The 18,280-nt window shown below is 42.4% G+C and carries 15 protein-coding genes, 2 tRNA genes and 1 rRNA gene; 9 read left to right on the forward strand and 9 right to left on the reverse strand.

All coding sequences use genetic code 11. From position 1 onward, the window contains the following. Positions 1 to 92 (forward strand): 5S ribosomal RNA (gene rrf / locus BUC17_RS10485); the annotation flags it as partial. Between the two features lie 328 nt (positions 93 to 420). Here rrf and BUC17_RS10490 read toward each other — a convergent pair. Continuing rightward, positions 421 to 1,698: a UDP-N-acetylmuramoyl-tripeptide--D-alanyl-D-alanine ligase gene (locus BUC17_RS10490; protein ID WP_073364102.1), complete on the reverse strand. Its 1,278-nt coding sequence runs from the start codon at positions 1,696 to 1,698 to the stop codon at positions 421 to 423. A 61-nt stretch (positions 1,699 to 1,759) separates the two neighbouring features. Continuing rightward, positions 1,760 to 3,469, reverse strand: a complete 1,710-nt coding sequence (gene gldJ, locus BUC17_RS10495; protein WP_073364104.1) for a gliding motility lipoprotein GldJ — start codon at positions 3,467 to 3,469, stop codon at positions 1,760 to 1,762. Positions 3,470 to 3,660: 191 nt separating this feature from the next. On the opposite strand from gldJ, the gene porU reads away from it, so the two are divergent. The 5 genes from porU (at position 3,661) to BUC17_RS10520 (ending at position 12,079) form a co-directional block, all read left to right on the forward strand. Next, positions 3,661 to 7,482, forward strand: coding sequence for a type IX secretion system sortase PorU (gene porU, locus BUC17_RS10500; RefSeq protein ID WP_073364286.1), 3,822 nt, complete (start codon positions 3,661 to 3,663; stop codon positions 7,480 to 7,482). Between the two features lie 37 nt (positions 7,483 to 7,519). After that, positions 7,520 to 8,716, forward strand: a complete 1,197-nt coding sequence (porV, locus tag BUC17_RS10505) for a type IX secretion system outer membrane channel protein PorV (protein ID WP_073364106.1) — start codon at positions 7,520 to 7,522, stop codon at positions 8,714 to 8,716. A 71-nt stretch (positions 8,717 to 8,787) separates the two neighbouring features. Then, positions 8,788 to 9,270 carry a cytidine deaminase gene (cdd, locus tag BUC17_RS10510; RefSeq protein WP_073364288.1) on the forward strand — a complete coding sequence of 161 codons (483 nt, stop codon included), beginning with the start codon at positions 8,788 to 8,790 and terminating at the stop codon, positions 9,268 to 9,270. A gap of 181 nt (positions 9,271 to 9,451) precedes the next feature. Next, entirely contained in the window at positions 9,452 to 10,450 is a 999-nt protein-coding gene (pdhA, locus tag BUC17_RS10515) for a pyruvate dehydrogenase (acetyl-transferring) E1 component subunit alpha (protein ID WP_073364108.1), read from the forward strand. 6 nt (positions 10,451 to 10,456) lie between these two features. Then, complete coding sequence (locus BUC17_RS10520) at positions 10,457 to 12,079, forward strand: pyruvate dehydrogenase complex dihydrolipoamide acetyltransferase (RefSeq protein ID WP_073364110.1); 1,623 nt, start codon at positions 10,457 to 10,459, stop codon at positions 12,077 to 12,079. 70 nt (positions 12,080 to 12,149) lie between these two features. Here BUC17_RS10520 and BUC17_RS10525 read toward each other — a convergent pair whose 3' ends face one another. Further along, a complete protein-coding gene (locus BUC17_RS10525) occupies positions 12,150 to 12,545 on the reverse strand; it encodes an ExbD/TolR family protein (protein ID WP_073364112.1) in 396 nt (131 codons plus the stop codon). Continuing rightward, complete coding sequence (locus BUC17_RS10530; RefSeq protein ID WP_073364115.1) at positions 12,529 to 13,239, reverse strand: MotA/TolQ/ExbB proton channel family protein; 711 nt, start codon at positions 13,237 to 13,239, stop codon at positions 12,529 to 12,531. Before BUC17_RS10530 ends, BUC17_RS10525 begins: the two co-directional genes overlap by 17 nt. Before the next feature lie 124 nt (positions 13,240 to 13,363). On the opposite strand from BUC17_RS10530, the gene BUC17_RS10535 reads away from it, so the two are divergent. From BUC17_RS10535 to BUC17_RS10545, 3 genes are all read left to right on the forward strand, one after another. Further along, the gene (locus tag BUC17_RS10535; protein WP_073364118.1) at positions 13,364 to 14,584 is read left to right on the forward strand and encodes a bifunctional folylpolyglutamate synthase/dihydrofolate synthase; all 1,221 of its coding nucleotides are present in this window, start codon (positions 13,364 to 13,366) and stop codon (positions 14,582 to 14,584) included. Between the two features lie 70 nt (positions 14,585 to 14,654). After that, a tRNA-Val gene (locus BUC17_RS10540) sits at positions 14,655 to 14,729 on the forward strand. 54 nt (positions 14,730 to 14,783) lie between these two features. Then, positions 14,784 to 14,857, forward strand: a tRNA-Val gene (locus tag BUC17_RS10545). Positions 14,858 to 14,950: 93 nt separating this feature from the next. Here BUC17_RS10545 and BUC17_RS10550 read toward each other — a convergent pair. Genes BUC17_RS10550 through BUC17_RS10570 form a run of 5 tightly spaced genes read right to left on the reverse strand, consistent with a single transcriptional unit; the run spans position 14,951 to position 18,187 of the window. Further along, positions 14,951 to 15,748: a TPM domain-containing protein gene (locus tag BUC17_RS10550; RefSeq protein ID WP_073364121.1), complete on the reverse strand. Its 798-nt coding sequence runs from the start codon at positions 15,746 to 15,748 to the stop codon at positions 14,951 to 14,953. Beyond that, on the reverse strand, positions 15,745 to 16,182 hold the full coding sequence (locus BUC17_RS10555; protein WP_073364124.1) for a TPM domain-containing protein: 438 nt from the start codon (positions 16,180 to 16,182) through the stop codon (positions 15,745 to 15,747). The genes BUC17_RS10550 and BUC17_RS10555 overlap by 4 nt, the downstream gene beginning before the upstream one ends. A 9-nt stretch (positions 16,183 to 16,191) precedes the next feature. Further along, entirely contained in the window at positions 16,192 to 16,794 is a 603-nt protein-coding gene (locus BUC17_RS10560) for a LemA family protein (protein ID WP_073364127.1), read from the reverse strand. 60 nt (positions 16,795 to 16,854) lie between these two features. After that, entirely contained in the window at positions 16,855 to 17,187 is a 333-nt protein-coding gene (locus tag BUC17_RS10565) for a MerR family transcriptional regulator (RefSeq protein ID WP_073364290.1), read from the reverse strand. Positions 17,188 to 17,206: 19 nt separating this feature from the next. After that, the gene (locus BUC17_RS10570; RefSeq protein ID WP_073364129.1) at positions 17,207 to 18,187 is read right to left on the reverse strand and encodes a M23 family metallopeptidase; all 981 of its coding nucleotides are present in this window, start codon (positions 18,185 to 18,187) and stop codon (positions 17,207 to 17,209) included. Positions 18,188 to 18,280 lie beyond the last annotated feature (93 nt).

The following is an 18,280-nucleotide window of genomic DNA, read 5'->3' on the forward strand; positions in this document are numbered from 1 at the left end:
GGGGCTCACCTCTTCCCATTCCGAACAGAGAAGTTAAGCCCGACAGCGCAGATGGTACTGCATAACTGTGGGAGAGTATGTCGCCGCCTTGTTTTTTGAAAGACCTTTACAGTAATGTAAAGGTCTTTTTGTTTTTATGATAAATTGTGAATTATAAATTATAAATGATTGGTTGCCCATTGGCAGGTTTTTTTGGGGGAATACGATAGGATTACTTCCATAGTAAACCAAGACTAGGGTTGTAAAAGCGCAATCACCCGCGTGAGGGACAGCAGTGGAAAGCCCACAGCGCAGGGCAACGGAGCGAGGACTTGCAACGGATTGCCCGACCCGCAGGGGCACGCTCGAGGAATTATTTTGAATTTTAAATTATGAATTATGAGTTTCGATTAAGCTGAAAAGTACATTTACAATACTTTGTTATAGCAATTCTAAGACTCGTTCAAGGGCCATGCCGCGGCTTCCTTTAATCAATACTAAAGCAGGGGGATTTGTTTTGAATTGGGCTTTGAATGCGTCAAAATCAGGGTAAAAGTGAAGGTTATTTTGTGACGTTTTAACGCGATTAAACCAATTTCCGATAAAATGACATACTAGATCTGAGGAGTCTGGAATTAGTTGAACAATTTGTCGGTGTTCCTCTTCACTTTCAGGACCGAGTTCAAACATGTCGCCTAAAATTGCAATTTTTGGAGTTTTGCTTAATTGCATAAAATTTTCCAACGCAAGTTTTAAACTGCTAGGATTCGCATTGTAAGCATCCAATATGATTTCGTAGTTATTCTTTTGGATGATTTGCGAGCGGTTGTTTTCTGGAATATAACCTTCAATAGCCTCTTTAATCGCATCGGTATCGACTTTAAAGTATTTTCCTATGGTAATTGCGGCACAGATGTTTGTGGCGTTGTATAGGCCAATCAAATGCGAATGAATCACTGTGTTTTGATATGTAATTGTCACAAAGGGGTTGGCTTCTATGGGGCCAAAAGTAACATCAGCTGTGTTTTCTTTTGTGGTAAAGGTAAAGCGAGGATGCGTAGTTGATTTTTCCCATTGAATTGCATCATCGGCGTTGATAAAGGCCAATTTCTGATGGGAGAATAAATGAGTATACATTTCACTTTTTCCTTTGATAACCCCTTCAATACCCCCAAATCCTTCCAAGTGGGCTTTGCCAAAATTAGTGATATAGCCGAAATCAGGTTCAGCAATCGCACAAAGGAGTTCGATTTCTTTTTGATGGTTAGCCCCCATTTCTACGATACCTATTTCTGTTTCATGGGTAAAACTAAGGAGTGTTAAGGGAACGCCGATATGGTTGTTTAGATTTCCTTTGGTCGCCTTAGTATTGTATTTTTTCGAGAGTACGGCTAAAATAAGTTCTTTAGTTGTGGTTTTTCCATTACTACCGGTAAGAGCGACGATGGGTAAGCCTAATTGTCTGCGATGGTGTTGCGCTAATTTTTGTAATGCGACTAAACTATCCTCAACCAGTAGGGTGCGCTCATCAATATAGTAATCGGCATTGTCAATGATAACATAGGATGCGCCGAGGTCAAGTGCATTTTGGGCAAACGTATTGGCATCAAAACGTTCTCCCTTTAAAGCCACAAATAGGCTGTTTGGACCAATAGTACGCGTATCAATACTGAGAGAAGCGCAGCGTAAAAAAGCTTCGTACAAGTTCGCTATATTCATGGTTTAAAAATATAAAAAAAGCCCTAAAAATAGGGCTTCTTTTTTTGAATAGATATTGTAATTAACGCTTTTTGTTGCGTGCAGTTTTCTTTTGATCTGATTTGGGTCCAACACGTGACATCGCACAACGGAAACCAATATAATCAGTGGCCATATCTTGTGGGAAGTAACGGCGTTGTGCTGGGTCAAGCCAGTACGCTCTGTCTCTCCAAGAACCTCCTTTGTAGACACGAACATCGTCATTGATAAGTGTTGAACGCTTGTTAGAACGGTCGTATTTACGAATCATATTTCCAATGGAGTCTACACTTACATTGTGTTTTGGTGAATCGTACATGCGTTGATCATCTTTTAACTTCGCTTCAGTGCCACCTTCAGAACCAAAATCGAAATAACGTGTCGATTGTTTGTCTCCATCACGGTAGTTTCTGTGATCGCTTTTGTCAAAGTTTTGACGTAAATACGTTTCTTTATCGTCTACAGGTACTTGAGCAATTTGACCGATAAAGTTTCTAGAAATTACTTTACCATTGGGCATGGTGTCAAAACGTTGTGTTTCGGCAGTAACTAATTCTACTTTACCATCTTCACCAATTTTGTTTTTGGTGTAAACGTTTCCACGGTAGTAGTTGAAGTCGTTGGCTTCATCGTCTACGATAGGACGGTATACATCGGCAACCCATTCGGCTACGTTACCTGCCATGTCATATAAACCAAAATCATTTGGAGGATAAGATTTTACTTTATTGGTAATATCAGCTCCGTCATCAGACCAACCTGCCAATCCACCGTAATCTCCTTTTCCTTGTTTGAAGTTCGCCAATTGATCTCCGCGAATTTGTCGTTTGCTAGAACGGGTATACCCACCTGACCAAGGATATTTTTTCTGCCCTTTGTAGATGTTGTATTCGCGCTGTCCGATATCAGCCGCCGCTGCATATTCCCATTCTGCTTCAGTAGGTAAACGATATTCAGGTAAAATCAATCCAGAGGTGCGTTGTGCATACACATTTTTAGCCTCTTGTGTTTCCCCTTTAGCATTGGTCGTTGCTTTTCCTTTTGAACCTCTGCGTCCTTTCAATACCACTTCTTCATTCCCTCCAAAAGTTTTGGTCGGGGCAGCAAGATACGTTTCCGTATCAAAAGTAGCATCAGCTTTCGCTTCAGTAACTTTAGCGTCTTTCTTCAAGTAGCCTTCACGCTCAAGAATTGCTTCGTTAACACGATTAGTTCTCCATTTTGCAAATTCAGTGGCTTGAATCCAATTCACACCCACTACAGGATACTCCGCATAAGCAGGGTGACGCAAGTAGTTGTTGGTCATCGTTTCGTTGTATCCTAAACGATCTCTCCAAACAAGGGTGTCAGGAATAGCACCTTCGTAAATGTTTTTGTAATTTTCTTCTTCTGGTGGGAAAACACGTTTTAACCAATCCAAGTACTCCATGTACATTAGATTCGTTACTTCGGTTTCGTCCATGTAAAACGATTGCACGTGCTGTTGATTTGGGGTGTTATTCCAGTCGTGCATCGGATCATCGGCCACTTTACCCATGGTGAAAGTACCGCCTTCCACTAAAACCAATCCAGGACCGGTTTCTTGTTTTTTGAATTTAGAGGCATATTGAAACCCTCCTTTTTTGTCGTTAATTTTCCAGCCGGTGGCTTTCGATCCGCTGTTGGAGCTTGATTTCTTGCTACAACTGGAGAATCCGGCCAGCAAAATTACCGCAAAAAACCATCGCATTGCCATAAATTTGTTTACTTTCATACTCGTTAGTAGGTAATTAATTTTAGTGGCGCAATATAAGCATTAACCTTGATATTGCAACTACTTTTTTAAGAAACTGCATTTTTTTTCGTCTTTTTCAAAACGTAACATTTCTTTTGATATTGTATACCTTTGAAAAAATTAATTTTGCCTTTTCAAAATAAACCCTTGACAACAACGTTTGTATGGTGATGAAAAAAGTTGCTATTCTCCTTGGATTTTTCTCCATGATTGTTTCTTATGCCCAAAATTCTGGGCAGTATACCCTTATTTGGACAACCAAGCAAAACTATAAACAAGGCTTGAATTCTATCGCGATACCTCATTTTTCCAATGATGGTTTTGAATTTGATGCCGAAAAAAAAGCGGTTTATTTTACCTTTAAACTAACTCCGTCTTCTGGGTTGCCCAATCCGGATGTCCTTATTCAGAACCCCGTTTACACTCCCATGTCTGAGTCTGAATTGGGGATTTTGGATAAATCAATTATAAAGGAAACTTTACAGAAAGAAGTTTTTACCTACTTCAACAGAACAGCTCCAATAGTTCAAGTACGTTTGTCCCCTTTTGTGAAAGTCAACGGACAATATCAGAAATTACTTTCTTTTAGTTATACGCTACAAAATTCCAACAAAGCAGCACAACCGCAAACCACTAGTATTCCTCCTTTGACAAATTCAATGTTGTCTTCGGGGACCATCAGACGATTTTATGTAGAAAAGTCGGGTGTATACAAACTTACCCGTAGTTTCTTGAGCAGTTTAGGGGTGCCTGTGAATACGGATCCACGAAAAATTAAAATTTTCGGCCATGGGGGTCGTATGGTACCGTTATCCAATCAAGTGGATTTCCCGTTTGATCCCGAAGAAAATGCTATACAATTTATAGGCGAGGCGGATGGAAGTTTTGACAATGAAGATTATATCCTCATGTATTGTGAAGGCATGGATAATTGGAGTGCTGAAAACGAAACCCATTTGAATCTTTATGCCGATCGGTCGTATTACTATGTGGTGGCCGGTGCCGATAACGGAAAACGCATAACTCCCATGACGCAACCTACTGGAGCACCGACGCAAGTATATACCACTTTTGATGATTATCGTTACCATGAAGTCGATTTAAACAACATTGGGCGATTGGGACGGGTTTGGTTTGGTGAAAATTTCAGTACCGATAACGAACAGGAGTTTGAATTTTCATTTCCTACTATTGCTCCCTCAGCCATAACACGTTTGACCATTCATGCGGGAGGTAATTCGTTTGCGACGTCCAATTTTAAGGTCGCCGTCAACGGTCAAAACGCAGGTACACTCAACCTCTCGGCCGTGATCCCCGATTCTGGAACCGAAGCATCTCACAATTATCTAAATACCACAGTTGCCACTACTCAAAATTATACCGTGAAACTCACTTTTGATAATGAAGGTGTACCTACGGCTCGTGGATTTTTGGATTATATTATTTTAAAGACACGCTCCAATTTAACGGGAACGGGTAAACAGTTCCGATTTACCGACGAGAATGCAGCGTTCACCTCGGGAATTGGCGAGTTTCAAATAAGCAATGCTTCCACGGTACAACAGGTGTGGGACATAAGCGATATCTATAATGTAACGCAAGTTTCTAATACTACGGGAGCTTCGTTTTCGTTCAAAACTACATTGGGTTCACCCAAACGATTTATTGCGGTTTCAGAAGCAGATTATTTCACACCCTTACGGGAATCCAACCCAGGTGTTGCCAATCAAAATTTGAAAGGGACTTTGTTCCTAGACGATAACGGAACTTTTCGTGATATTGATTACGTCATTGTAACGCCCGAAAATTTAAAGAGTCAGGCGGATGTTTTGGCCAATTTTCATCGGTCGTACAATGGCTACAATGTCAAAGTGGTCACCTTGCCCATGATTTATCAGGAATTTAACAGCGGAAAACAAGATATTGGTGCCATTCGCAACCTCATGCGCTATATTTACCACAATGCTTCGCAACCGGCCAATCGGGTGAAGTATTTGAATTTGTTTGGTGATGCTTCGTATGATTTTAAAAACAGAATTTCCAACAACACCAATATTGTTCCGATTTATCATGCCTTAAGTAGTTATTTTTCGGGGGAAACTTCATTTGCCTCTGATGATTTTTTTGCTCTGATGGATGCTACAGAGGGCGATCCCTTGTCGGGTTTTGCGGCCGATTTTGCGGTGGGACGTATGTTGGTTTCCACGCCTCAGCAAGCAGCCGAAATGGTAAATAAAGTAATTGAATACCACGATTTGCAATCGTATGGAAGTTGGCGCAATAATTACGTATCAATATCCGATGATGCCGATAAGGACCCCGATGCGAGTCTCCAAGTGCGTCAAAACATTCTTACTGACGCCATTTATACCCAAAAGCCATTTATCAATTTTAGAAAGATATTTTTGGATTCCTATGTGCAACAAACCTCTTCTGGGGGTGATCGGTATCCGCAAGCCAAATTGGATTTAAGTAATGCTTTTGAAAAAGGAGCTTTGGTATTTAACTATTTAGGGCATGGAGGAGAAGACGGCCTAACCGCTGAGCGTTTGTGGGATAAATTTGATGGGTTTAACTATCAAAACCGTTATCGCTATCCCTTATTTATTACCATTACTTGTGAGTTTTCCCGTTTTGACAATCCTTTGCGGCCCGCAGCAGGGGAATATACTTATTGGAATCCGAGAGGGGGAGCGATTTCCTTGATTACGACCATTCGCTCTATTGGTCAGTTTCAAGCGGAAAACTTTAACGATAATTTATCGAGCAAACTTTTTGCTTACGGGTCCAATACCTATGTGTCGATTGCCGAGGCGATGCGTCAAGCCAAAATCATGTCCAATAACAATTCGGCCACACGGGTTGTCTTTTATTTAGGGGATCCTGCTTTAAAATTGGCAATCGCCCAACCTAAAGTGGTATTAACCAAAATTAATGACGTCCCGATAACGCAACCTACCGACGATTTAAAAGCGTTGGCTACTATCAAATTAAGTGGCGAGGTGCAAGATGAAAACGGTCAACTTTTGTCCAATTATAATGGAGAATTAGCCATCAATGTTTTTGATAAAAACTTTACCAAAAATGCATTAAACAACGATGGGTTTACAACACCTTTGACTTTTGAAAATTTAGGCGAAACGATTTTCCGTGGGAATGTGAGTGTCGTAAATGGGCAGTTTGAGGTCACTTTCGTTGTGCCTCGAGATATTCGTATTCCACTAGGGCCAGGGCGGGTGAGTTTTTATGCCAAAGGGACTCAAGTCAACACCGATCGAACCGGACATAGTTTTGATATTCGTGTGGGCGGTGTCAATACTGCTGCAGTGGCTGATAATATAGGTCCTCGTGCCCGCTTGTTCATGAATGATGAAAGTTTTGTCGACGGCGGAATTACCAATGCCTCTCCTTTCTTACTTGCCTTTCTAGAGGACGAGCATGGGATAAATACAGCGAGTGGTATTGGGCATGATATTATAGCTATTTTGGATGGCGATGAAATGAACCCTTTTGTGTTGAATGACTATTATGAAACCGAGTTGAATGATTTTACCAAAGGGAGAATTCGATTTCCGTTTCGTGACTTAGCAAAAGGACCGCATACTATTGTTTTCAAAGCTTGGGATGTGTACAATAACCCCGTAACGTCAGAAATTCATTTCGTGGTAGCCGATGGGAATGGGATTACTTTGACCAATGTGTTGAATTACCCGAATCCTTTTGTGAATTATACCGAGTTTTGGTTCAATCATAACCGCCCTTTCGAACCCTTAGAAGTTCAAGTTCAAATTTTTACCATCACGGGGAAAATTGTAAAAACGATTAACCAAACCGTGACTACGGAAGGCTTTTTGAGTCGCCAAATTCAATGGGATGGACTCGATGATTTTGGGTCAAAAATTGGGAAAGGCGTATATGTCTACAAATTGACGGTGCGATCGACGCTCAACGGTAATACTGCAGAAAAAATTGAAAAATTGGTTATACTGTAAAAAATACTATATTTGTTAACTTTTTTAAATTGCAACAATGAAGAAGCTATTATGGGCGCTGAGCCTCCTAAGCATCACTACTACAATAAACGCACAACAACGAGTTATCACTACCGGTGTTCCCTTTTTGATGATTGCCTCCGACGCCCGTGCGGCAGGGTTGGGTGATCAAGGGGTGGCCACTTCTGCCGATGCCTATGCGCAACAATGGAATCCAGCCAAGTTTGCTTTTGCTACTGATAAGCAAGGGTTTTCGTTAGGGTATACGCCCTATTTGACGCAATTGGTAAACGACATTTCTTTGGGACAAGTGACCTATTACAATCGTATCAATGAGCGAAGTGCTTTTGCCGGCTCCTTGCGATTTTTTAGTTTGGGAGAAATCGAGTTACGCCAAAGTTTTGACGATCCTGCCAATGTAGTGAAACCGAATGAGTTGGCTCTGGATGGGTCGTATGCTTTGAAGTTGAGTGATCGTTTTAGTATGGCGGTGGCCGGACGTTACATTCGTTCTAATTTGCGAATTCCAGATGCGACTACCGATGCTCGTGCTGCCAATACTTTTGCCTTCGACGTTGCTGGTTTTTTTCAATCGGAAGAATTTGCTTTAGATGATTTTAACGGTCGTTATCGTTTGGGATTCAATTTCCAAAATTTAGGGCCTAAAATCAGCTATGACAACGATGAAAGCGATTTAAATTCCAATTTTATTCCTGCCAATATGCGTTTGGGAGGTGGATTTGATTTCATTTTGGACGAATACAATAAAGTATCCTTGAATGTTGAAGCCCAAAAATTATTGGTTCCTACACCTCAAGTAGGTTTCGATAATGGAACATACAACGGAACCGATATGAATAATGACGGAACAATAGATTCTGTGGACATGCAATTGGCCACGGAAGAATACAAACGTATCAATTGGGTGTCGGGTATTTTCCGTTCTTTTGGCGATGCTCCAGGAGGATTTTCCGAAGAGTTGCGAGAAGTGAGTTATTCGATAGGCGCCGAGTACAATTACCAAGATGCTTTTGCCATGCGTTTGGGGTATTTCAATGAAAGTAAAGATAAAGGAGGGCGCAAGTTTTTTACCCTCGGTGCTGGATTCAAGTACAACATCGTTCGAGTAGATGTTTCTTACTTGTTTTCCGCCTCGCGCATACGAAACCCACTAGAAAATACGCTTCGTTTTTCGTTGACGTTTAACTTTGGCGACAAATATGAAGATTATTAATCGTTTTTTAATTACCAATGATACAATCCAAATTTCAATTCGAAGTTTGGATTTTTTTTCCGCAATACGTTATGAAAGAACTAACTATTCAAACGGTCTTTACCGTCTACGATGCGCTTGACCAAACGCCCCGCGAAGTGCAAGCTTTGATGGAAAAAGCAATTGCTGCTCGAAATACGGCCTATGCTCCTTATTCGCGTTTTCGTGTGGGTGCCGCTTTGCTTTTGGATAACGGGGAAGTAGTTGTGGGCTCCAACCAAGAAAATGCAGCCTATCCATCCGGACTTTGCGCTGAACGTGTCGCTATTTTTCAAGCGGGTGCATTGTATCCCAATGCTGTCATCACTACGCTGGTCATCACCGCTGCTTCTGAAACCAATCCTACGCTGTCGCCAATTCCACCCTGTGGGGCATGTCGTCAGTCGATAGCCGAGTACGAGTTTCGACAAGACACCCCCATCGCCATTTATTTTATGGGTGAAAAAGGGGTGGTGTATCAATCCGAGTCCATTGCCAATTTGTTGCCACTGACTTTTGATAAAACCTCCTTGTAAACTAAAACGATGTAGTTAATATTTCACCCTCTAAACGGTTGCTAAAAACTATATTTTTAGGGGATTTAATTTTTAGTTCTACAATCATTATTCTATTTTTGCATTCCGATTATTCCGTGATTTAAAGAATTTCGCATAATCGTGCCCACAAAATTTTGTAAAACGCAGTAATTCAGTCAAAATGAAAGAAATTACCAAAGAAGTTTACCTGCAATGGTATGAAGATATGCAGTTCTGGAGAAAGTTTGAAGACCGTCTCGCTGCTGTGTATATTCAACAGAAAGTTAGAGGTTTCCTTCACTTATATAACGGACAGGAAGCGGTATTAGCTGGTGCTTTGCACGCGATGGATTTATCCAAAGACAAAATGATTACCGCTTACCGTAACCACGTGCAACCCATTGGAATGGGCGTAGATCCTCGAAGAGTTATGGCAGAGTTGTATGGAAAAGTTACGGGAACATCCAAAGGGATGGGAGGTTCGATGCACATTTTTTCCAAAGAACACGGATTTTATGGAGGGCACGGTATCGTTGGGGCACAAATCCCAGTGGGCGCTGGAATCGCTTTTGCCGACAAATATTTTGAAACGGGTGGAGTAACGCTAACCTATTTTGGAGACGGTGCAGCGCGTCAAGGGTCACTTCATGAAGCCTTTAATATGGCGATGAACTGGAAATTGCCCGTAGTTTTTATTTGTGAGAATAACGGGTATGCCATGGGAACTTCTGTAGAGCGAACCGCAAATCATACCGATATTTGGAAATTAGGATTAGGCTACGAAATGCCTTGTGGTCCTGTTGATGGGATGAATCCTGTTAAAGTGGCTGAGGCTATGCATGAAGCCATCGAACGAGCTCGTCGCGGCGATGGACCTACGTTTTTAGAAATGAAAACGTATCGTTACCGTGGGCATTCCATGTCGGATGCGCAATTGTACCGTACCAAAGACGAGGTTGAAGAATACAAAAAAATAGACCCTATCACGCAAGTTTTAGATATTATAAAAGAAAAAGGATACGCGACTGAAGCTGAAATTGAAGCGATTGATGAGCGTGTTAAAAATTTAGTGGACGAATGTGAGCGTTTTGCCGAAGAGTCCCCCTATCCCGAAGTACAACAATTGTACGATGTGGTTTACGAAGAACCGAATTATCCATTTATTCCCCATAAATTATAAGCAATTATGGCAACAGTTGTAACGATGCCCCGCTTGAGTGATACGATGACCGAAGGAACGGTAGCAACATGGTTGAAAAAAGTGGGTGATACGATAAAAGAAGGTGATATTTTAGCTGAAATCGAAACCGACAAAGCGACCATGGAGTTTGAATCTTTCAACGCTGGGGTCCTTTTACACATCGGCATTCAAGAAGGTCAGTCCGCTCCCGTTGATTCACTATTGGCCATTATTGGTCAGGCAGGTGAAGACATCAGCGCTTTGTTGAATGGGGGAACTCCTGCACCGGCTGCCCATGTTACTGCCGATGCACCGGCTGCTTCACCCACAGTTACATCGGCTCCTGCAGCTGTGGCACCAGCGGGTATTCAAGTGATTACGATGCCTCGTTTGAGTGATACCATGACTACAGGTACCGTGGCTACTTGGTTAAAAAAGGTGGGCGATACGGTCAAAGAAGGCGATATCTTGGCTGAAATCGAAACCGATAAGGCTACCATGGAATTTGAATCATTTCATTCCGGAACTTTATTATACATTGGTATTCAAGAAGGAGAATCGGCTCCAGTGGATAGTGTTTTGGCGATTATTGGTCCAGCAGGTACCGACGTACTTGCTTACGCTGAATCGTTAAAATCTGATGGAGTTCCTACGGCAGCTCCAGCTTCTGCTCCGGCTGAAATCCCAACTTCAGTACCTGCCGCTACGCCTGCAGCTGCTCCGGTAGTTCAGGAAGGAGGTCGCATTTTTGCATCGCCATTAGCGCGTCAAATTGCAAAAGAAAAAGGCATTGATTTAGGTCAAGTCAAAGGTACAGGCGAAAACGGACGTATCGTGAAAAGCGATGTGGAGCATTTTACACCAGCGCCAGTTGCTACCCCTGCCGCACCAGTTGCCGCAGCTACGGCAGCAGTACCAGCGGTGAAACCTTTCGTTCCAGCGGGATCCGAATTTGCCGAGCAAATCAAAAACTCTCAAATGCGCAAAACGATTGCACGTCGTTTGTCAGAATCCATATTTACGGCTCCACATTTTTATTTAACCATAGAAGTAGCTATGGACGAAGCCATGAAGTCGCGCGGTGTAATCAATTCAGTGCCCGATACCAAAGTATCGTTCAACGATATGGTTATCAAAGCATGTGCGATGGCTTTGAAAAAGCATCCTAAAGTAAATTCGCAATGGAGCGATGAAGCCATCACGATCAACCACCATGTTCACATTGGCGTAGCCGTGGCTGTAGAGGATGGATTGGTAGTTCCAGTGGTTCGTTTTACCGATCAAATGACGTTGTCACAAATTGGAAATGCGGTCAAAGATTTAGCCGGGAAAGCCCGCAACAAAAAATTACAACCCTCCGAAATGGAAGGAAGTACTTTTACCGTTTCCAATTTAGGAATGTTCGGTATCACCGAGTTTACCTCAATCATCAACCAGCCCAATTCTGCTATTTTGTCGGTGGGAGCCATTATTCAAAAACCCGTTGTTCGTGATGGGCAAATTGTTGTAGGGCATACCATGAAAGTAACTTTAGCATGTGACCATCGTACTGTAGATGGTGCAACAGGAGCAGAGTTTTTACAAACCCTTCGAACTTTCTTGGAAAATCCCGTAACGATGTTAGCGTAATAATAAATTGATACCCTACAAAAAATCCTGCTTTATCGAGCAGGATTTTTTATTTTATAACAAACGATGGCTACTGACTATTGCTTGTGGCAATAACAAACTTGAGTTTGTTTTTAACGCCAATCTGAAGCACATCGACCAAGTCTTGTACTTGAAGATTATACGGAATCCGAACGACAATAGTTTCGTCTGAACCAGGGGTAATTTTGGACATTAATACCGATTCTAATTGGTCAAAAGGAACTTCCTCCTTGTCCAAAAAGTATCTCTTTTCCTCCGTAACCGAAAGGCTAATCAATTGTTTGTTGGTTTTCTCATTATTTTTTGACTTTGGCAAGGTCATTTTAATCACATTCGGATTCGCCAAAGTGGAAATGATTAAGAAAAACAACAAGAGGAAAAACATGATGTCGCTCAACGAGGAAGTCGCGACTTCAGCATGAAAGCGTTTATTTCGTCTTACCATTGGGTCGTTGAATTATGTTGACAAACTCTAATACTTGTTTCTGAATGCTCAGCACGAAGCCATCAATTTTACCATTAAACAAGTGGTAGGCCGCGTAGGCGATGATTCCAACGACGAGACCCGCTCCCGAACTAATCATTTTTTCATACAAACCACCCGAAATGTTACCTATACTGATGTCTTCTGTCTGCGAAATACTGTAGAATATTTTAATTACCCCAGAAATCGTTCCAATGAATCCCAACGTTGGCGCAATCCCTGCGATTAATCCCAATTGCCCTAGTTTTTTCTCCATTTCACCCACTTCAATGTTGGCAGCGCGTTCCATATTGGATTCAATTTCGGCAATCGGACGACCAATGGTCAAAATCCCTTCACGCAATACGTAGCCTGAAGCAGTATTGTTGCGTTCGGTAATGGCGACGGCCCGTTGTAATTCGCCTGAATTTAGGGCTTCACGTACATCACGCGTGAGATTCGGGTCGATTTTTGAGCGTTTGTGAATATACAACCAACGTTCAATGATGATAAATAAAGTATAAAAGAGTAAAAGTGCAATAGGAATAAGGAAAAAACCTCCTTTGGTTACAAACTCCAAAACGGAAATTTCTTTAACGGCAACCGTGTTTTCAATCACTGCACCCGTCGCTTGCGCGATACTGTCGTTTTGAACTTGAAGAAAAAATAAATTCATAGTGGTCCTAAGTTTTATAATACTGGAATTATTCTCAAATTTGCCCTAAAGATAAAAGCAGTTACAATACTAAACTAAATTTTTAGGAAAATATTTTATCTCAAAATTAGTTATCACAAAAGAAATGAACTACGCCGAAACCGTTGCTTGGATGTTTTCCCGTTTGCCGATGTACCAACAGGTGGGAGCCGTTGCTTATAAAAAAGATTTAACCAATACGCTTGCCTTTGCCGAAGTTTTGGGGCATCCCGAGCGATCATTACTTTGCATCCATGTAGCGGGAACAAATGGCAAAGGATCAACGTCGCATTTACTTGCTTCCGTTTTACAAGCAGCGGGTTATAAAGTAGGATTGTATACTTCACCCCATTTAAACGATTTTCGGGAACGCATACGAATTAATGGAGCGCTAATTGAAGCCGATTTTGTAGTCGATTTTATCGCTACCCACCGAGCATTTCTGGAACAACAGGAATTGAGTTTTTTTGAGATGACAGTAGGAATGGCATTTGCCTATTTTGCCGCGGAAAAAACGGATATAAATGTTATCGAAGTTGGAATGGGTGGGCGTTTGGATTCTACCAATATTATTATCCCCGAAGTGGCAGTGATTACCAATATCGGATTGGATCACACCCAATTTTTAGGCACCACACTTCCTGAAATTGCGGGAGAAAAAGCGGGGATTATTAAGCCTGGCATTCCTGTGGTGGTAGGCGAATGGGAGGCCGCAACACAACCGGTCTTTGAAAGTCGCGCGCAAGCCCTTCAAGCGCCTTTGTATTATGCTGGAGCATTACAAACGACTACCTATCCCTCGACGCTAAAGGGCGCTTATCAGGAAGCAAATAAAAAAACGGTACAACAAACCCTGGCCGTACTTCAGGCACAAGGAAAGTATGTGATCCCTGAGGAAGCGATACAAAAGGGATTTATGGAAGTGATGGAGCGCACGGGATTGCGGGGACGTTGGCAAATTTTGGGTCATCAACCCAAAATCATCGCCGATACAGCACATAATGCACATGGTTTACGGGTGGTTATGCCACAACTTTTGGCGGAATCATTTGTACAATTGCATATTGTTTTAGGAGTGGTCAATGATAAAAATTTGGACGAAATTCTTCCTTTATTCCCTGAAAACGCTTTGTATTATTTTTGTAAGCCGAAGGTGCCACGGGGATTAGATGCCGAAATTTTACGACAAAAAGCGGAAGAATTTCAGCGTAATGGAAAGGTATTTTCTTCCGTTTCAGAAGCTTATGATGAAGCTAGAAAACAAGCGGGTTCTAGTGATGTGATCTACATAGGGGGGAGTACTTTTGTGGTAGCAGAACTTTTTTGATTTTTTTTGATTTTTTCCTTGCAGAAACAAAAAACAGTCTTATATTTGCATCCGCAATCAAGCACTAATCGGGCGATTAGCTCAGCTGGTTCAGAGCACCTCGTTTACACCGAGGGGGTCGGGGGTTCGAACCCCTCATCGCCCACAAAGCAAGTCCTACGACTTGCTTTTTTTATGGACTTCGTTCTGTAAATTGTAGGGGTCATTAACTCAGCGGTTCAGAGTGCTACCTTGACAGGGTAGAAGTCACTGGTTCGATTCCAGTATGACCCACAAAAGAAAAGCCTTTCGGATTAGAAAGGCTTTTTTTATGGTTTATGATTTCTTTTTGACCGTTAAAACGACCTGAAGGGAATAACGATGCGTCTACCAATCGCCGCTGGCACCGCCACCGCCAAAGCCGCCGCCGCCGCCAAAGCCGCCCCAACCTCCAGAGGAGGAACCACCACCCCAGCCGCCGCCAGAACCTCGTCCCAAGCTGCTGAGTATGATGATGTCGGCCAAATCGGGACCGCTGAATCCGCTGCCGCCACGCCCACCGCCACCGCGTCTATTTCGCGAAGCAATGGCAATGATAATGATAAAGACAAGTAAAAAGATAAAAAAAACGATGCCACCCACCAAGGTGTCACCCGATTTGCCTTTACAATCGTTTTTGTATTCGCCTTTTAGCGTTTTGAAAATCGCTTCGGTTCCCGATTGAATCCCGCCATAATAGTCCCCTTTTTTGAAAAAAGGTTTCAGGTCTCGTTCAATGATACGACGCGACTGCGCATCTGTAAGGAGATGTTCTACACCATAACCCGTTGCAATCGTCATTTTCCGATCCTCGAGTGCAATAAGAAGCACCACGCCATTGTCTTTCCCTTTTTGACCAATTTCCCACGCTTGTCCCAAATCGGTAGCGTACCGGTTGATGGATTCGCCTTGGGTAGTTTTAACCACCATCACAAAAATCTCGGTCGAGGTACTGTCGGAGTAAATCTTTAGCTTTTCGTAGAGCGAAGCCAATTCCGCTTTCGACAACGTTTGGGTGCTATCGATAATCGGGGGGATAAATCCTGGTTTTTTGGGAATGGTTACCTGCGCCAAACTGCATTGATGCACCGCCAATAAGGCCGTAAAAAGGAGGAACTGTGCGAGTTTATAGGCCAACTTTATCATCCTTTTGAAATTTCATTGGTTAATTCATTGGTGTCATCTTCTGTATACGGGAAATAGTGTTTCAACTGTTCCCCCACACGTCGGATTCCCTCGCAAAGTGCCGTTGCATTTTTTCCTGCTCTAAAATACTCTTGCATTACTTCTTTGGTAGCATCCCAAAAGCTATGGGTCACTTTTTCATGTATCCCTTGATCTCCGCAAATGGTAAACTTACGACTTTCAACGGCCACATAAATCAGCACCCCATTGCGTTGTGAGGTAGCTTCCATTTTCAATTCGTAAAAAACTTCCAAGGCACGTTCCATCGCCTCCTTGGTAAGCGTTTTTTCCAAATGCACACGAATTTCCCCAGAAGTCGCTTTTTCCGCTTCTTGGATGGCCATGACCACCGCTTTCTCTTCGTCGGGGGTTAAAAATTGTTCTACCGATGACATGGGTCAGAATTACTTCTTGCTGTTGAAATCGAAGTTAACCTCGGGCGCTTTTTCGGCTCCTTCTTCGGCTTTGAAACGCGCCATTTCATTAAATCCAAAGATTTTCGCAAACAAAACCGAAGGGAAGGTTTTCGTGCTTTTGTTGTAAACATTTACCGACTCGTTGAAGCGATCACGTGCTACATTAATGCGGTTTTCTGTGCCTTCCAGTTGCGACTGTAATTCCAAAAAGTTTTGGTTGGCTTTCAGGTCGGGGTATTTTTCAACACTAACCAATAAACGCGATAATGTACTAGAAACGCCTGCTTGCGCTTGTTGGAACTGCGCCAATTGTTCAGGTGAAATGTTGGTCGGATCAATCGTTACAGCGGTCGCCTTAGCACGCGCATTTACCACAGCTTCTAATGTTGATTTTTCAAAATCAGCCGCTCCTTGCACAGTTTTAACCAAGTTGCCGATCAAGTCATTTCGGCGTTGGTAGGCACTTTCCACATTCGACCAAGCCGTTTTCGCATTTTCTTCTTTACCTACTAAACCGTTATACGATCCAATTCCGAAGAGGATAAGAACTCCAAGAACAATAGGTACAATCCATTTTTTTAAAGCATTCATAGTTGTTTTTATTAATTAGCGTTTTACAATTAGTCCAAAAATCGTAAGCATTGTTACGACTTACAATCCATTTTTAATTTTCTGTAATTCGGTTTTCACCGCTTCAAGTTTAGCGATGATTTCAAACGTATCCAACGTTTTTTTCTGTTTGTCTTTCAAATGGGTTTTCGCCCCTTCCAAGGTAAATCCGCGTTCTTTTACCAAATGGTAAATCAGTTGCAAGTTTTTTACATCCTCCTGTGTAAACATTCGGTTGCCCTTGGCATTTTTTTTAGGTTTCAAAATGTCAAATTCCTTATCCCAAAAACGAATCAACGAAGCATTGACCCCAAAGGCTTTGGCGACTTCCCCAATGCTGAAATACAATTTATCTTTAGATAGTTCAATGTGCATAGTACTTTTGTTTATTTGGTTAATCAAGCGATTGGTTCTCTTGGTTGGCAATTTTTGAAATGACCACATATTCTGCCGCCGAAATATTGCCGTAATAAAAATTAATCGGATTCACAGGTTTCCCGCCTTTGTGCACTTCATAATGCAAATGGGGCGCTTCACTTCGTCCGGTGCTGCCTACAAATCCAATAACATCGCCGCGTTTTACCCGCTGTCCGGGGCGCACTTTTATTTTGCTCAAGTGGGCGTATAGGGTAAGGTAACCGTACCCGTGGTTGATTTGTATATGGTTTCCATAGCCCGATAAGCCGTTATCGGCGCGTTTTACCACACCATCGCCTGTAGCGTAAATCGGAGTTCCCGTTCGCGCCGTAAAGTCCATACCCTCATGCATTTTTCGCGCTTTGGTAAACGGATCCGATCGGTACCCAAATCCCGAGGCCATCTGCTTCAAGTCCTCATTCTTCACCGGTTGTATCGCCGGAATCGAAGCCAACAACCGCCCTTTGGTTTTCGCCATTTTCAAAATCCCATCCAACGAACGCGACTGCACCACCAAAGCTTTGGCAATCTCATCTACTTTTTTGTGGGTATTGATAACCAAGTCCGAATTGTTAAACCCCTCCAACTCGCGGTACCGATCCTGCGTGATGATTCCCGCCCTGCGATCGGCAAGCGCAATCGGATTGGCATTAAAATACACCCGATACAAATTGTTGTCCCGCTCTTCCAAACTCGTCAACACCGCATCCAACTGCTCAATTTTTTTATTCAAAATCGAGTAGCTGATTTTCATGTTGTCAATTTCCCGTTTCATCATTTTATCCTTGGGCGTTTCCAAGTACGAAGTGTTCATCACCACCACAAAACTCAAAAAACCAAACAATGCCGAAGCGACCAGAAACAAGAGTGCATACGCTACTTTCGTGCGTTTTTTAGGCTTGATTTTGCGATACGCCAAGCTCTCTGAATCATAATAATATTTTACTTTCTTCGACATGCGGTTATTTACTATTTTTGTGGCGGTAAACGCCGAACGTTAGTTATACGAACAAATTTAGGAAATGTTTCGCGCAAACCTAAATTTTGTTGC

Source organism: Flavobacterium fontis, from assembly GCF_900129405.1.
In the GTDB taxonomy this organism is placed as follows: domain Bacteria; phylum Bacteroidota; class Bacteroidia; order Flavobacteriales; family Flavobacteriaceae; genus Flavobacterium; species Flavobacterium fontis.